Source organism: Campylobacter pinnipediorum subsp. caledonicus (genome assembly GCF_002022005.1).
Taxonomy (GTDB): domain Bacteria; phylum Campylobacterota; class Campylobacteria; order Campylobacterales; family Campylobacteraceae; genus Campylobacter_A; species Campylobacter_A caledonicus.
The window spans coordinates 41193-57693 of the sequence record NZ_CP017258.1 but is presented as its reverse complement, the minus strand read 5'-3'; the positions used below and the strand labels follow the sequence as shown (position 1 = coordinate 57693).

Here is a 16501-nt window from a genome sequence, read left to right as displayed (position 1 = left end):
TTTTTAAGTAAAATCAAAAGTAAAAATCCCAATATAGAGGCAAAATGATAAAAAAAATTATACTGTTAATTAGTTTTTTATGCTCTTTTGGCTTTTCTGAAGTCTTAAATTTAGATAAAGCTTTTAAAATAAACAATCACATAACAAACGATAATGTGGAGATACGATTCCAATTAGGAAAAGACATATACGTCTATAAAAAAACTTTTAACATAAAAATAGATGAAACGAGCATACTAGATATACTAAATATGCCAAAAGCGGTGGAGAAAAAAGATTATAAGGTTTTTGATAAAGATTTTAGTATATTTATACCTATCAAACTTATTCAAAAATATCTAGCAGAAAACAAAAATACCCTAAATTTAGAGTATCAAGGTTGTGCAGAAAATGGAATTTGTTATCAACCACAATTTAAAAAATACCATATAAGTGAAAATTTTGGAAAAATTGCACTTAAAGAGCTAAAAAAAGGTAAAGAAAAAGAGATAATTTTATCAGAAGAGCAAGACATAGCAAGTAAATTATCATCAAATAATATATTTTTATCACTAGCTACATTTTTTGGATTTGGTCTATTGCTATCTCTTACACCTTGTGTTTTCCCTATGATACCAATACTTTCAAGCATTATAGTATCAAAAAGCGAAACTTCAAAAAATAGCTTTTTAATATCGGCTGTATATGTTTTTGCTATGAGTTTAGCCTATGCTATGGCTGGGGTTTTAGCGAGTATTGTAGGTGTAGGTGTTCAAGGATTGTTACAAAATTCATGGGTACTTGGTGGTTTTAGCCTTATTTTTGTAGCTTTATCATTTAGTATGTTTGGATTTTATGACATCAAACTACCATCAAAACTTGAAAATCTTATAAACAAAAAAACAAGCAATAAAAAGGGTATGCTTGGTGTTTTTATCATGGGTTTTGCATCAGCATTGATAGTTTCGCCGTGTATTGCTGCACCTTTAGCTGGAGCACTTCTTTATATATCACAAACCGGAAATTTATTTTATGGTGGGCTTATGCTTTTTGTGATGGGTATAGGAATGGGTGTGCCTTTGCTTATCATAGGGCTTAGTAGCGGAAAAATTTTACCAAAACCAGGAATTTGGATGGATACCATAAAATATACTTTTGGTTTTTTAATGCTTATAATGGCAGTATGGCTTTTATCAAGGATATTTGGCAGCTTTTTTGAGCTTTTAGGATATGGTATTATAGGTGTTATATGGGCTGTTTATATTGGTGCTTTTGAAAGTGCAGAAAATGGCATAGAGAAGTTTAAAAAATCATCCGCCATACTTATATTTATATACTCTTTAATGCTTATTTTTGGAAGCTTTATAGGTTCAAAAGATCCACTTTCGCCATTAGAAGGGCTACATATAAGCTCAAATATACAAAGTGATAATCATACAAAATTTGAAAAAGTAAAAACTCTAAATGATTTAAATAAAATAATACAAACATCGGACAAACCTATTTTAGTTGATTTTTGGGCTAGTTGGTGTGTTAGTTGTTTGGAGCTTGATAATAAAACCTTTAAACATAAAGATGTAATGCAAAAATTAAAAGAGTTTAAACTTGTAAAAATTGATGTAAGCGAAAACAAAGATGAAAATACAAAGTTACTTCAAAACTTTGGTCTTATAAATCCACCTGCTTTATTGTTGTTTAAAGACAAACAAGAAATTTCACACAAAAGAACAATAGGATATATATCGTCGGAAAAATTTTTAGAAAAGATAAGAGATATATAAAATAACCTTCTCTAAGAAATTTCTTAGAGAAGTTAAAGTATTTATTTGCTCAAATAATACTCTAAATCAGCTTTTGCATCGCCACTTATAAGTCTAACATTAAATTTTTCTACCAAGAAATTTACTATCTCTTCATTAAAAAATTTAGGCAATGTAGGACCTACATTTATATTTTTGATACCCAAGCTAAATAAAGCAAGAAGTATAATAACAGCTTTTTGTTCCATCCACATAAGCACTATTGAAACAGGTAGGTCATTTACCGCTATACCGGTTGCCTCGCTTAAAGCAAGAGCTATTTTTACAGCGCCATTGCTATCATTGCACTGACCTAGGTCTATGTATCTTGGTATTTGTGTATCTGGCACCATTCCAAAATCAATATCATTAAACCTAAACTTGCCACAACTAGATGTAAGTATCACACAATCCTTAGGTAAAGATAGTGCAAGTTCTCTATAATACTCTCTACCTTTTCCAGGCGCATCGCATCCAGCTATAACAAAAAATCTACGAATTTTACCAGAGTTTATCGCATCAAGAATTTGAGGTGCAAGACCCAATATGCTCTTATAATGACCGCCTGTAACCAAAACATCATCACTATCTAAACTAACATCTCCACAATCAATAGCACACTGTATCAAAGGTGCAAAATCATCGTTTTGTATATGCCTAACTCCATCTGTGCCGACTATTTGATAACCAAAAAGTCTATCGGAGTACTCACAGCTTGAGCGTAAAGGAACTATGCAGTTTGTTGTCATAAGTATAGCGCCCTTAAATTCATTAAAAAGTTTAGTCTGATCAAACCATGCCTTACCTACATTTCCCTTTAAATGAGGGTATTTTCTAAGCTCAGGGTAGCCGTGGGCTGGAAGCATTTCAGAGTGGGTATATATATTTATACCTTTATCCTTAGTTGCTTCAAGTAGTAATTTTAAAGCATTTAAATTGTGTCCACTAACAAGTATAGCCTTGCCTTCTACCTTGTTTTGAGTAACCCTTACTGGAGATGGGACACCAAAGGCATTTGTATGTGCCTCGCTTAATATATCCATGACATTTACACCAGCAGAGCCAACTTGCAATAATTGTGCTATATGCTCATCAAAATTAAAATTTGAGTTTGTAAGTGTAAAATAAAGAGTATCAGCCATAACCTTATCAACATAGCTTGTATCAGCACCAAGTTCATTTGCATGGTGGCGATATGCGCTAAGTCCTTTTAACCCAAAAACCATAGTATCTTGCAAACGAGCCAATGTATCAGTTTTGCCACAAGTTCCCTTACTTTGACCGTGAGAGCCACATCCATCAATAGCACTCATTTCGCATTGATGGCAAAACATTTTTAATTCTTCACTCATATGTTCTCCTTTAAAAATATAAGAACATTCTAGGGAAATTTTTAAAATTAGTAATTGATAAATATCAAGGATAAGGATAATGTTTGTAAAAGGATTATAACCCCTTTATGAGTTTTTACTCTTAAAGGGGTTATAGAGATACTTGTTTGAGTATCTTTGTGTGGTTACTTAGCTAATTAAAACTTATAGTTAACACCTATAGTTCCGTTATAGAATTTGTTTTTAGAACCTAGTTTTGTTCCAAAGTTTATATTTGTGCTTAAGCTATCTGTTATGTTAAAATTAGCACCTGTTTGTAAAGTAAAGTAAGTATTTTTCTTATCATCACCTACTAGTTTAATGCCATTATCTGCTCCTATAAATTTAACTATAGGATCTTTAACGTTTTTAAATATCTCTCTTTCTACACCAGGAGTTACATAGAAGTATTTACCAGATTCAACATATTTTCTTAACTCAACACCAGCTTTTAAGTTAGCTACTTTTGTTGTTATAGAGTTATATGATAAAGCACCCTCGCCTTTTTCAGTAAATGATTTTGTTTTTAGATATGTATATCCAACACCACCAAGTGGTTTAATCATTACATCATTGTCTAACTGATATATGCGACCATAAGTTAGATCAAAAGATGTTGCAAATGAATCAAACTTACCATCAGTTTTACCTATACTAGTTGTTCTTTTTACCTTGTTATCTCCAAAGTTAAAGTTGATTCTTGCATCTACTTCATTTTCATCAAAGTATCCTCTTGTATAAAGACCTAATTGGATATTTTTACCTTTTAACTCAACATCACTTTTGTCTGCTTTTGTTTGAGTATAAGTTGTAGTTGCACCAACTATCATATTATCAAATCTCTTATCATAACCAAGAGTTACACCAAAGATTTTTGGACTTGCACCATTTTTAACACTTGTCTTACCACCTAAGACACTTCCCCATAGGTTATTGTCATAGTTAAATCTATCTGTGTATTCTCTTACTACGTTGCTTAATGCCATATCATCACTACTTGCAAAGCTATCATCTTTTAAATGTCTGATAGCGCTTGCTAATGCTAAATCAGCATTGAATGGGTTGCTTAGACTTGCAAGTCTTGTAGAGGTTGAAAGATCTGTATTAAACTTAACGATATCTACATTAGATATTTTAGCCATTGAATCAACTGATGTTGTTACAGAGCTTGTTACATTTTTAACTATATTAACAATATCTTCTTTTTTAGTATTACCATCTAAGAATAGTTTATTTAACACTTCATTATCTGCTGATATATCACCTAAAGACTCTGCTATACTTTTATTTGTATTATCTAGCTTTCTAGTTGCACGTTTAGCACGATCAGCATTAGCTTCACCTACTTCTTCTTTAGCTTCTGCTACTTCTTTTTTAGCTTCATTAAGTGCTTTTAGTTTCTCAGCTTTTTGTGCTTCAGCTGCATTTTTATATTCTGTTTCTTTTGCTTTTAATGTTTTTTCTTTTTCTTTTAGCTCATTAACGGCTTTAACTGTATTAACATTAGTTTCTGCTAAAGCATCATTTAATACATCTACTTGTTTAGATTTAGCTTGTATGTCTTTTGTTATTTTTTCTTTAGCTTTTGCTATTTTTTCTGGTGTTGTTACATCTTCTGCTTTAGCTGCTGTTTGTGCTTCTTTAGCTATTTCTAATTCTGCTTTAGCTTCTTCTGCTGCTAGTTCTGCTTCTGCTTCTGCTTCTGCTGCTTTTTGAGCTGCTGCTTTTTGTTCTTGTGTTGCTTTTTCTCCTGCATCTGTTACTATTTTTTCTGCTTCTGTTTTAGCTTTTGTTGCATCTTCTTTAGCTTTTTCTAAAGTTTTTACTTTTTCTTCTAAAGTTTTTACTTTTTCTGCAGTAGCTTTTTCACCTGCATTTATAGCTGCTAGTGTTGCTTGTGCTACTTTAAGATCTCTTTCTTTATCATCGGCTGTATCTTCTATTCTGTCTATATTCCCAGCTGTTATTTCTTTAGCTGTTATTTCTCCACCATTTTTAGCTATAAAAACTGAAAGTGTAGCATTTAGGTTTGTAGGATCAAAGCCTGATAGTAGGTGTAATACAGAGTCTTTTGTAGGTGTTTTAGCTGATTCATATGCTAATTGACCATTGTTATCACCTGAAAGCTTAAATGTGTCTTTTTTACCATCTTTTTCTATAGTTAAAGCAGGTTTATCATCTACTATTTCTAGTTTTACGGTTGCACCACCTATTTGTGCTTCAAGTGCTAATGATTTTATATAAGCATTACCGGCTTCTTTTGCTTTTTCAAGCATTGTTTTAATTTTATCTTTACCAGCTTGATCAATTGTATTTAAAATATCTGCATCTGTATTAGCTGTTGTAAGATCTTTAGTTTTAATTGCATCTAAAATAGTTTTTAAAGCATTGTTATCATTATCTTTGTATACGGCATCTAAAAATGCTTTTCTTTTATCTATTTCTGTTGAAGTTAAATCTTGTCCATTTTCTTGTGGAATTTTCTCTTTTGCTTTTTCTATAGCATTCTTAAATGGATCTTGTCCTAATGCATCTTTATTTTCTGCTAATTCTTGTAAAACAGGTTTAGCAACTTTGCTATTGGTCTCAACTTTGAATTTATTATCAGCCAATAATGTTATAGTGTCTTTTTTACCATCTGCTTGTGAAATTTCTATTGCAGTGCCGTTTGATTTTATTTTTAGTGTGATATTTTGATTATTTATATTTCCTAAGTTTGCAGTTAATTCTTCTTTTGATTCTATTACTTGATCTACTATTGCTTTTAGTTCTGCATTCACTACACCTGCATTTCCTGCATTCATAAGCTTATCTATTTTTTCTTTAGAAAGTACTTTCGGCAAATTAGTTACTAAAGTCTCATAAACGTCAACTTTGGCTTTGGCTTTGTTTATTTCTTCGGTTGTAAATTTTAAATTAGGCCCTTTATTCAAAGCTTCTTCGATTTTTTCTTTAATATCATCAACAGCAGCTAAATTTTTTAGTTTATTATTGTCTTCGGAAGCTTCAGTGAAAGTTACATCATTACCATTAAGCACAAATTTATTTATTTTACTAGCTTCATCATTTGTATTAGTCCCTGTGCTATCATAAATTATATCAAGTTCAGCACCACTATCTGTTTTCTTTAATATAATTTTAGCTTTACCGCCATTTAAATCTAATTCACCGCTACTAATACCTTGACCACCTAAAAAATCAAGCTTTTCATCTTTAGCTTTTGTTAATATGTTTTTTATGCGGCCTTTTACACCTTCATCTTGTTGATTAGTAGTATAAGCTTTTAATTTATCCATATCAATATTTAAAACAGTATCTATAGCTTGTCTTAATGAAGCCTTTGCTTCTGTTGTATCTAATTCTTGTTTTTTTAGTTTAATAGCTTCTGTTACTTTTTGAGTAGCTTCAGCAGTTTTAAAATTTAGAAGTATATGATTCCATACATTTTCTGTTGTTGTATTCTTTTGATATTCTAAAGAACCATTTTCTTTTAACGTAAAAGTATCTGTTGCAAATACTGTTTGATTGTTTTTTATCTTAAGTTTAGGTTCTTCACCATTTGTTTCAATAGATATTTTAAATTTACCACCTTCACCTATAGTAATATCTGTAAAATCCACATTATCGTTGTTTGCTTTTTTTGCTTTCTTTGCAGCATCAAGGATTTTTGCTATTTTTTGTAAATGTGGGTGAGCATTTTGTGTTATTGCATTTTTTGTTTCTTCATTTGCTTTGTTTTTGATTAATTCATCAAATACATTATCAGTTTCTGAAACTATCAGATTTAAATACTCAACCATTGCTTTATTTTTTGCATTATTTTCCCTATCAGTTTCTATGCCATTATCATGAGTTATATTTTCTTGATTCTTAAAATTCTTCAGACTAGGATCTACTCTATCTAATATTCTAGGGTTAAAAGTTAAAGCATCACTATCATTTAAGCTTAAAACGTCTTTTTTGCCATCGTATGAAATTTCAAGCATGGGTTTAGAAGCTTGGTTAGTTAGCTTTAGGCTAACTTGTTTGTCACCAACTGTAGCAAAATCTGCAATAGTAAACCCGGTTTCTGGAATTGTTAAATCTTTTGCTTTAACTAAAATATCTTTAAATGCACCTTTTACAGTCTCATCATGTATAGACGATATATCATTTGCTAAGCTTTCTTTCTTGTTAGCTATATCTGCTAATTTTTGCTTTACGGTATTAAAAAAATCAAGTGTAGGATTAGTCGCTACCCCCCCCCCATTTTCAGCACCAAAAGCGAAACCACTTACAGCTACACTAAGTATAGCTGCACTTACAATCTTTGAAATTTTCATTTCTACTCCTTTTAAAATATAAATGCAGGATTATTGTAAATTCAGTTATATTAAAAAGTTCTTAATCTTTAAGAAATTCATTGATTTTTAAACTAGCAATAGTTATACCCCTTTAAGTTTTACTTTTAAAGGGGTTATAGAGATACTTGTTTGAGTATCTTTGTGTGGTTACTTAGCTAATTAAAACTTATAGTTAACACCTATAGTTCCGTTATAGAATTTGTTTTTAGAACCTAGTTTTGTTCCAAAGTTTATATTTGTGCTTAAGCTATCTGTTATGTTAAAATTAGCACCTGTTTGTAAAGTAAAGTAAGTATTTTTCTTATCATCACCTACTAGTTTAATGCCATTATCTGCTCCTATAAATTTAACTATAGGATCTTTAACGTTTTTAAATATCTCTCTTTCTACACCAGGAGTTACATAGAAGTATTTACCAGATTCAACATATTTTCTTAACTCAACACCAGCTTTTAAGTTAGCTACTTTTGTTGTTATAGAGTTATATGATAAAGCACCCTCGCCTTTTTCAGTAAATGATTTTGTTTTTAGATATGTATATCCAACACCACCAAGTGGTTTAATCATTACATCATTGTCTAACTGATATATGCGACCATAAGTTAGATCAAAAGATGTTGCAAATGAATCAAACTTACCATCAGTTTTACCTATACTAGTTGTTCTTTTTACCTTGTTATCTCCAAAGTTAAAGTTGATTCTTGCATCTACTTCATTCTCATCAAAGTATCCTCTTGTATAAAGACCTAATTGGATATTTTTACCTTTTAACTCAACATCACTTTTGTCTGCTTTTGTTTGAGTATAAGTTGTAGTTGCACCAACTATCATATTATCAAATCTCTTATCATAACCAAGAGTTACACCAAAGATTTTTGGACTTGCACCATTTTTAACACTTGTCTTACCACCTAAGACACTTCCCCATAGGTTATTGTCATAGTTAAATCTATCTGTGTATTCTCTTACTACGTTGCTTAATGCCATATCATCACTACTTGCAAAGCTATCATCTTTTAAATGTCTGATAGCGCTTGCTAATGCTAAATCAGCATTGAATGGGTTGCTTAGACTTGCAAGTCTTGTAGAGGTTGAAAGATCTGTATTAAACTTAACGATATCTACATTAGATATTTTAGCCATTGAATCAACTGATGTTGTTACAGAGCTTGTTACATTTTTAACTATATTAACAATATCTTCTTTTTTAGTATTGCCATCTAAGAATAGTTTATTTAACACTTCATTATCTGCTGATATATCACCTAAAGACTCTGCTATACTTTTATTTGTATTATCTAGCTTTCTAGTTGCACGTTTAGCACGATCAGCATTAGCTTCACCTACTTCTTCTTTAGCTTCTGCTACTTCTTTTTTGGCATCATTAAGTGCTTTTAGTTTCTCAGCTTTTTGTGCTTCGGTAGCATTTTTATATTCTGTTTCTTTTTCTTTTAGCGTTTTTTCTTTTTCTTTTAGCTCATTAACAGCTTTAGCTGTATTAACATTAGTTTCCGCTAAAGCATCTTGCAATACATCTACTTGTTTAGATTTAGTTTCTATTTCTTTTTTAGCTTTTTCAATTGCTTCTGCTTTTTTTTCTGGTGTTGCTACATCTTCTGCTTTAGCTGCCTCTGCTGCTTCTTTTGCTATGTAGACTTCAGCTTCAGCTTCAGCCAATAGCTCATCTGTATCCTCTACTACTTTTATTGCTGCTTCTTTTTTGGCTTTTGCTGCTGCTTTTTGTTCTTGTGTTACAGCTTTTTGTTCTTCTTCTAATGCTATAATTATTGCTTTTTTTGCTGCTTCTTTTGCTGCTAATACTGATTCTATTACTTCTGATACTTTATCCTCTAATGCTTCTATTTTTTTTTCAGTAGCTTCTTCACCTGCATTTATAGCTGCTAGCTTTTCTTTTGCCAATTTAAGTTCAATTTTTTTATTTTCAGCTATTAGTTTGGCTGCTTCTATATTTTTTTCTGTTATTTTTTTAGCTGTTATTTCTCCTTTATTTAATGCATTTTCTATTTCCTCTTTTGGTGTTACATTTTCAGCACCAAAAGCGGAACTGCTTACAGCAATACTAAGTATAGATGCACTTACAATCTTTGAAATTTTCATTTTTACTCCTTCTAATAATTCAATACTATATAATAATAACTTAAACCATCTTCAAAGGCTCTTAAACTTCAAATAATTAACTATAATTTGAATTAATTTTTGCAGAATATATAAAAAATATTTGTATAAAATTTTAAAACTAATAATTGATAATTTTAAAAAACAAAATAATCAATAAGTCTATTTACCTGAAAATAAACCAAAAATCTTACCGAATATTTTTTGTAAAAAACTATGTTTTTTATTTACACTATTTAGATATTTCACAACTTCAGTTCTACCAAATATCATAGCAAAAGTATGAGGAGTAGCTCCCATTCCGTTATTTGCATTTATATCAGCACCGGCTTCAACTAAAGCTTTTACCACTTCAAGATGACCCTTGAAGCAAGCACCAGCAAGCGGAGTTTGGTTTTTATCATTTCGCTCATCAACTCTAGCACCTTTTTCTATAAGCATTTTTACCGTTTCAAGCGAGTTGCGGTAGCTTGCAAGCATTATAAGCGAATCGCCTTTTTCATTTTTCAAATTTACGCTTAGTCCTGCCTCTATCATCTTTTGCAATTCTTCTTTTTCATCACGTCTTGCAAATTCAAAAGCCTTGCCACAAAGCTCAGCGTATCTTTGTTCATCTTGTTCAGTTATTTCTTCTATATTTTCCATAAAAAGCCCTTATTTTGTCATTTTTGTATTATACTACAAATATAATATTAAAAGCAATTAAGCAACATTAACCTTACTTTTTAAATAATCCTTAAAAATTATTCAATACTTATAGCATAAAATAAGGATTTAGGACTTCTATAAATATTTAATGAATTTCAAATAGTGTATGCCTATTTTCCTAGCTTACATTTAAATCTCTCACTAGGAAATGAATCTATTTGAAAACAATTAACAGCTGATACATTATCAAGCCCTAGTTCTTTAAAAATTTATTTTGATATGTAGTTATAAGTAGCAACATTTTTATATCGTAGTTTTTTTCAAAACCACTATTTATAACTGTAGCTAGATAAAGTTAGCTATCTCATAGCCTTTTTCCACCTTTCTAGCTTCATCTATTACGGAAGACATTGATTGAAAAAAGTAAGTTGTTTGCAATTTTTTATCATATTCTATTATTTCGGCATCAATAAAAAAAGTTATTTTTTGTTTATCTTTTGATAACATTCCACACTCTTTTGTCATACATTTTATATGTTGTATATTAGCTATAATTTTATTTTACTATTCAAATTTTTATACCTTATAGGGTCTTTTGCACCAGCGAGCTCAAAGCCGTTTAACCTAAGCCTGCAACTATCACAAAGTCCACAAGCCTCATCTTCGTTTTCATAACAAGACCAAGTAAGCTCAAGTGGAGAGTTGTTTTGTAAAGATGATTTTACTATATCAGCCTTACTAAGATGAACTAAGGGCATATGAATTTTTATATTTGTGCTGTCTTTTGTGCCTTTGTTTATAGCATCATTTATGCTTTTTATAAACTCATCACTACAATCAGGATAACCGCTACTATCTTCCTCAACTACCCCTATAAAAAGAGCCTCTGCTCCCTCTTTTTCAGCAAGTGCTGCAGCTATGGATATAAAAATGCCGTTTCTAAAAGGCACATAGGTATTTGGCACATCATCAGCAACGCCGTCTTTTCTTATATCCATACTTAAATCAGTCAAAGCATTAGCACCTATATCAGATATAAAGCTAACATCAAGCTCTACCTTTTTTACCACACCTATTTTGTCGCATATCTCTTTAAATGCACGCTTTTCACGGCTCATCGTGCGTTGATTATAATCAAAATGCAATGCAACGATATCATAGCCTTGTTTTTTTGCCAAAACAGCACACAAGGTGCTATCCATTCCTCCACTCATTATACAAACTGCTTTTTTCATACTCTTGCACCCCATAAATTTTTTAGATAAAATTATACAAAAATAAGCTAAAAAGAGAAAAAAATGATAACTTGCGATGAAACCTACCCAGAGATACTAGATAAAATTTGCGATTTTTTAACACCGGGAGATGTTGATTTGTGCTTTGTTGATAACGAAGAGATGAGAAAAGTAAATTTAAAAGAACGTGGATTTGACAAAACAACTGATGTGCTTAGCTTTCCACTTGTCTATCAGCCACATGCGCCGCTTGGCTGCATACTTATAAATGTTGATTTGGTTGAAGAAAAATCAAATGAACTAGGACATAGCAAAGAGGCTGAAATCGCACTTTTGTTTACTCATGGCTTACTTCATGTGCTAGGATATGATCACGAAACAGATGATGGGCAAATGAGAGAAAAAGAAGAAGCTGTTATAGCTGAGTTTGAACTTCCTGATAGCTTGATAGTAAGAAATTCATAATAAATATAAACGATCATATTTACACTTTTATAAGCTAATATTTGTTATCATATTGGCTTATAAAATCAACTAAATAGCCTAAATCTAACTTACTAATGCAATATCGCAAACATACAAGATATGTAATTAAAATTATAATTTTGATTACAATTATCAGAATTTATAAAATCTTAAATTCTTTAGCTATATAATACAAACATTTTTTAAATTGTTTAGTTAACTAAAGGGAGTTGTGTTGAATAATTTGCTTAAAACCGGACTTAGTTTGGCTTTGATTGTTAATATTTTATCTGTTACATATGCTGAGGATGAAGTTGAGTTAGATTCAGTAGAAGTTGTTGGCCAAAACCATAAAGAGAGAGATGAGGCCTATAAAAAAAGTGGCGCTGTAAGTATCAGAGATGAGATAAATAAATCAGATAAAACACTTGATACAATAATCAGATCAATACCTGGCACATTTACACAGATGAACAAAGGTGCTGGAGCCGTTACTGTAAATATAAGGGGCGGCACTGGATTTGGTAGGGTAAATACAATGGTCGATGGTGTTTCTCAGACATTTTATAGCAGTGGTGGAGATACCGGCGGTAAGGGTGGTGCAGGATCTCAGTTTGGTGCATCCATAGATCCATCATTTATTACAAGTGTTGAGCTAAACAGAGGCTCTTTTAAAGGAAGTGGTGGTGCAAACTCTTTAATGGGTTCTTCAAATTTTAAGACAATCGCGGTTGATGATATCTTAAGATTTGATAGAAATATAGGTGGTATGCTAAAAAGTCAAGTCGGTAGCAACGATATGAGACCCGAGCATATGTTTGCAGTGGCTGGGAAGAGATTTTTTAATTACGGTGGTGCTCTTGGATTTTTATATGGGCATAGTGAAAAAACCATATCACAAAATTATGAAGTTGGAGGGGGTGAAACACATTCAGAAAAATCAATTAGAGACACAAAACGTATATCAGAAGATTATGAAAAAGAATACTATCCTGACAAATCTCCATATGATTCAACACCATACGATCCTGAAAAAGTTAGACAAAAACCAAAAAGCGATATCTTTAAGATAGAATATACAGATGACTATAACTCACTTGAATTACAATACAGAACCTTAAACAATCACTTAGCAGGTCGTAGCATAAAAAATAATACAAAGCAGATTAATTATAATCTAAATATACCGGATAATAATTTAGTTAATTTTAATTTTCTATACTCAAATAATTTCAATCAACAAAACTATGATATAGGTGCTGAGATAATAAACAGAAGAATAAACAAGCCACTTACTGGAGAAAATAAAGCTGAGATATTTGATATAAGCAACACATTTGAGTTTGAGCTACCGAAAGATTCAACGTTAAGCACTACATTTGGTTTAAACGTATTAGAAAATAAATACTCTAGAAATCGCTACCCTGATGAGCTTAAAATATATAAAATTTGCGAAGATGATGAAGAAAACGATGATTGTTTGGTATCAACTAGTGAGTTTTTAGGCGGTACTTTTTCTGAAGCAGAAAAAATAAATGCGGCATTGCCAACAAATTCATTTTTTCCACAAGGAGAACAAAAATTTAAAGCTTTTTACTTAGATAATTCAATTAATTGGGATAAATTAACTTTTAATTATAATATAAATTTTGTTAAATACAAAAATAAAGGCGAAAGCCTGCTTACGGTTAGTCAATTTGTTGATGAATTAAACGATCAATGGAACAAACTTGATGAGATCTGGAAAAAATTACCCGAAAAGTCAAAAGAAAGAGAGGCATTAGAGCCGGAATTTAATAGATTAGAAGAGCTCTATAAACCTTACTATGATTGGAATAAAGTAAAGAAAAACAATATACATGATCAAGATGAAATAGAAAAAGGTTTCACACAAAATCCAAACAATATAATAACAAAACAAGATGAAATAAAAGATCATTTTCTAAATTACTCTTTTATGGTAACAGCCAATCTTAATGAATATTTTACACCTTTTATAGGGCTATCAAGGACACACAGAGCACCTACTATACAAGAAATGTTCTTTTCAAACCTAAGCAATGCTGGAAAAAATTTATCCCTAAAACCAGAAACAGCCAAAACCAAACAAATAGGATTTAATGGGTTTACTCAAGGAGTAATTACAAAAAACGATACAATAGGATATAAATTCACAAGATATCAAACAAGAATTGAAAATTTTATACACAATATATTAAGCTACAGGGTAGTTCCTGGAAAATATCTAGACGGAACATCTGTGACTGTCGGAACCATATATCACAGAAACCATAATGAAGAAGTATTTATAAACGGTTTCGAGGCTGAAATAAGCTATGATATGGGAACATTTTTTGCGAATGCAAGCTTTGCGAAACAAAGAACAAATCAACCAGCATCTTATAGCGATATATCAAGGACTGCAGATAATATAACTGTAGATCAAGCTGATGCACAAAGTTTTGGATTAACAAAGGTTACAATATTGCCCAATCAATACGGTTCCCTTGAACTAGGAGTAAGATTATTTGATCAAAAACTTACACTAGGAGGTATTGCAAAATACTATGGTAAGAGCAAAAGAAGCAAATATGATACAACTTTAATGTGCGAAGGTGGAGCTAAGCCTATTCATCCATTAGATCAACATGGTAATTTTAGTTTTGAAAGAGCTTTACAATGTCCAAAAGATGCAACAGGTAAACAATATAAAAGTATAGGTCAAATAGCAGAATATGAAGAGTTTGAAAGCCAGCCTATAATATATGATATTTATGCCACATATGAACCTAGTAAAAATTTTATGATAAAATTTGCTATAGACAATCTAACAGACAAACTTTATGTAAACCCACTTGATGCAAATAACGACTCAGCATCACAATATGCAAAAGTGATTCACACAAAGCAAAAAAATGGGAATTATTTTTATACAGAATACCTCCAAAACAACTTTGCTCGTGGTAGAACAGCAAAATTAATGTTTTCATACAAATTTTAATAAAATAAAATTCCCTCTTTTATACTTTAGAGGGAATTGTTTTTATAATTTTTTGCAATTTTAAAGAGAATTTTTTACACAAGATAAAGCCAAGCACCTTGTCTTGCTTAACTTTATAGCCTATTTTTTTTAAAGCTTTTCTAACACCATTAGCATAATCACTTGATATTTTTTCAAAATGTCCTAAAGCTCTATTTATAACTTTATCGCTCACGCCAGCCATACTTTCAGTTATATTGTTAAAAGTTGCTCTTTTTGTGAATCGTTCATAAGATTAAATAAATCTCTTGGCTGTGAGTAGCAATCATCATCTAGCTCTCTATGATCATACCTTTTTATAAGACCCTCAAGTGCCAAATCAGGCTCAAGAAATTCTTTATTTTCCTGTGCGTCACCATAGCTATTTGGCTCATAGTAAGCATTTTGTTCTATCTCATATGTGCCATTATTCATAGCACCACCAACAGTATAAGTACCTACTTCGTTTATAGGGCGATTTCTTTAAGCTGCACTTTAAAGGGCCAAATGCCGCTTGTTCTACTTCATTGAAGTAATTATTTGGATTTTCATTTAGAGTCATTACACCAACTTTGATAAGTGGAAAATCCTTATGAGACCAAACCTTAGTCAAGTCAAATGGACTATAAGAAAGCTTTTTAGCTTGCTCCTCTGTCATTACTTGGATTTTAAAATCCCAGCTTGGGAAGTTGCCTTCTTCTATATTTTCATATAGATCTTTTTGATGGCTTTCTCTATCATTTGCTATTATCTCATTAGCTTCTTTGTTAGTTAAGTTTTTAATGCCTTGTCTTGATTTAAAGTGAAGCTTAACCCAAACTCTTTGTCTGTCTTTATTTATAAGGCTATATGTATGGCTAGCAAATCCGTGCATTTGTCTATAACTTGCCGGAATACCCCTATCACTCATTAGTATAGTAACTTGATGAAGTGTTTCAAGGCTTAAGCTCCAAAAGTCCCAAGCTGCCTGTGCTGAACGCATATGTGTTCTTGGATTTCTCTTTTGAGTATGGATAAAATCAGGGAATTTATAAGAGTCTTTTAAGAAAAATACCGGAGTGTTGTTGCCTACTAAGCCCCAGTTACCCTCTTTTGTATAAAATTTAAGTGCAAATCCACGAACATCTCTTTCGGCATCAGCCGGCACCAGCCTCGCCTGCAACTGTTGAAAATCTCAAAAGTAACTTTGTCTTTTCGCCTTTTGTAAAACCTTTGCCTTTGTGTATTGTGAGATATCTTCTGTTATCTCAAGCACTCCATAAGCCGCACTACCATTTGCATGAACTGTTCTTTCGGGGATTCTTTCTCTGTTTTGATGGGCTAGTTTTTCTATAAGCTGATAGTCTTGTAGCATTATGCCTCCCCTACTGCCAGCTGTTAGTTTTGGTTATCAGCTATTGGATTTCCAAAAGTCGTAGTTAATTGTTTCATTATTAATAATCTTTATTATTTCATAAATATATTCTTTTAGAATTAAATTTTTACTTAAATCTAAAAATTTTTAAAT

Annotated in this window: 11 protein-coding genes and 1 pseudogene; 3 read left to right on the top strand and 9 right to left on the bottom strand. The window is 31.4% G+C overall.

The window, feature by feature from the left end; translation table 11 throughout:
• The first annotated feature begins 44 nt into the window (after nt 1-44).
• Nucleotides 45-1760 carry a protein-disulfide reductase DsbD gene (dsbD, locus tag CPIN18021_RS00200; protein ID WP_078424127.1) on the top strand — a complete coding sequence of 572 codons (1716 nt, stop codon included), beginning with the start codon at nt 45-47 and terminating at the stop codon, nt 1758-1760.
• Nucleotides 1761-1801: 41 nt separating this feature from the next.
• On the opposite strand, the gene hcp is transcribed toward dsbD, so the two are convergent.
• The 6 genes from hcp to queC form a co-directional block, all read right to left on the bottom strand.
• Nucleotides 1802-3130 carry a hydroxylamine reductase gene (gene hcp, locus CPIN18021_RS00195; RefSeq protein ID WP_078424126.1) on the bottom strand — a complete coding sequence of 443 codons (1329 nt, stop codon included), beginning with the start codon at nt 3128-3130 and terminating at the stop codon, nt 1802-1804.
• Nucleotides 3131-3306: 176 nt separating this feature from the next.
• Nucleotides 3307-7470 carry an autotransporter outer membrane beta-barrel domain-containing protein gene (locus CPIN18021_RS00190; protein WP_078424125.1) on the bottom strand — a complete coding sequence of 1388 codons (4164 nt, stop codon included), beginning with the start codon at nt 7468-7470 and terminating at the stop codon, nt 3307-3309.
• A 180-nt stretch (nt 7471-7650) separates the two neighbouring features.
• The gene (locus tag CPIN18021_RS00185; RefSeq protein ID WP_078424124.1) at nt 7651-9609 is read right to left on the bottom strand and encodes an autotransporter outer membrane beta-barrel domain-containing protein; all 1959 of its coding nucleotides are present in this window, start codon (nt 9607-9609) and stop codon (nt 7651-7653) included.
• 180 nt (nt 9610-9789) lie between these two features.
• Nucleotides 9790-10263, bottom strand: a complete 474-nt coding sequence (locus CPIN18021_RS00180) for an ankyrin repeat domain-containing protein (RefSeq protein WP_069637865.1) — start codon at nt 10261-10263, stop codon at nt 9790-9792.
• A gap of 357 nt (nt 10264-10620) precedes the next feature.
• Nucleotides 10621-10800, bottom strand: coding sequence for a hypothetical protein (locus tag CPIN18021_RS08790; RefSeq protein ID WP_157888026.1), 180 nt, complete (start codon nt 10798-10800; stop codon nt 10621-10623).
• Between the two features lie 23 nt (nt 10801-10823).
• Complete coding sequence (queC, locus tag CPIN18021_RS00175; protein WP_078422647.1) at nt 10824-11510, bottom strand: 7-cyano-7-deazaguanine synthase QueC; 687 nt, start codon at nt 11508-11510, stop codon at nt 10824-10826.
• Between the two features lie 63 nt (nt 11511-11573).
• Here queC and ybeY point away from each other — a divergent pair, with 63 nt between their 5' ends.
• Together ybeY and CPIN18021_RS00165 are read left to right on the top strand one after the other, a co-directional pair.
• Complete coding sequence (gene ybeY, locus CPIN18021_RS00170) at nt 11574-11975, top strand: rRNA maturation RNase YbeY (protein ID WP_078422646.1); 402 nt, start codon at nt 11574-11576, stop codon at nt 11973-11975.
• Nucleotides 11976-12210: 235 nt separating this feature from the next.
• On the top strand, nt 12211-14976 hold the full coding sequence (locus CPIN18021_RS00165) for a TonB-dependent receptor domain-containing protein (RefSeq protein ID WP_162273634.1): 2766 nt from the start codon (nt 12211-12213) through the stop codon (nt 14974-14976).
• 19 nt (nt 14977-14995) lie between these two features.
• Here CPIN18021_RS00165 and CPIN18021_RS09075 read toward each other — a convergent pair whose 3' ends face one another.
• The 3 genes and pseudogenes from CPIN18021_RS09075 to CPIN18021_RS00160 form a co-directional block, all read right to left on the bottom strand.
• Nucleotides 14996-15199 (bottom strand): hypothetical protein, encoded by a 204-nt coding sequence (locus CPIN18021_RS09075; RefSeq protein WP_236844865.1) that lies wholly within the window; start codon nt 15197-15199, stop codon nt 14996-14998.
• Nucleotides 15200-15207: 8 nt separating this feature from the next.
• Complete coding sequence (locus CPIN18021_RS09070; protein WP_236844864.1) at nt 15208-15429, bottom strand: hypothetical protein; 222 nt, start codon at nt 15427-15429, stop codon at nt 15208-15210.
• Nucleotides 15422-16348 (bottom strand): annotated as a pseudogene (locus tag CPIN18021_RS00160) (catalase). The gene CPIN18021_RS09070 and the pseudogene CPIN18021_RS00160 overlap by 8 nt, the downstream one beginning before the upstream one ends.
• Nucleotides 16349-16501: the final 153 nt, after the last annotated feature.

Excerpts from the sequence above, each read along its gene's own strand:
- hcp (WP_078424126.1), bottom strand. The coding sequence starts at position 3,130 with ATGAGTGAAGAATTAAAAATGTTTTGCCATCAATGCGAAATGAGTGCT.
- queC (WP_078422647.1), bottom strand. The coding sequence starts at position 11,510 with ATGAAAAAAGCAGTTTGTATAATGAGTGGAGGAATGGATAGCACCTTG.
- CPIN18021_RS00190 (WP_078424125.1), bottom strand. The coding sequence starts at position 7,470 with ATGAAAATTTCAAAGATTGTAAGTGCAGCTATACTTAGTGTAGCTGTA.
- ybeY (WP_078422646.1), top strand. The coding sequence starts at position 11,574 with ATGATAACTTGCGATGAAACCTACCCAGAGATACTAGATAAAATTTGC.
- CPIN18021_RS09075 (WP_236844865.1), bottom strand. The coding sequence starts at position 15,199 with ATGGCTGGCGTGAGCGATAAAGTTATAAATAGAGCTTTAGGACATTTT.
- CPIN18021_RS09070 (WP_236844864.1), bottom strand. The coding sequence starts at position 15,429 with ATGAATAATGGCACATATGAGATAGAACAAAATGCTTACTATGAGCCA.
- dsbD (WP_078424127.1), top strand. The coding sequence starts at position 45 with ATGATAAAAAAAATTATACTGTTAATTAGTTTTTTATGCTCTTTTGGC.
- CPIN18021_RS00185 (WP_078424124.1), bottom strand. The coding sequence starts at position 9,609 with ATGAAAATTTCAAAGATTGTAAGTGCATCTATACTTAGTATTGCTGTA.
- CPIN18021_RS08790 (WP_157888026.1), bottom strand. The coding sequence starts at position 10,800 with ATGACAAAAGAGTGTGGAATGTTATCAAAAGATAAACAAAAAATAACT.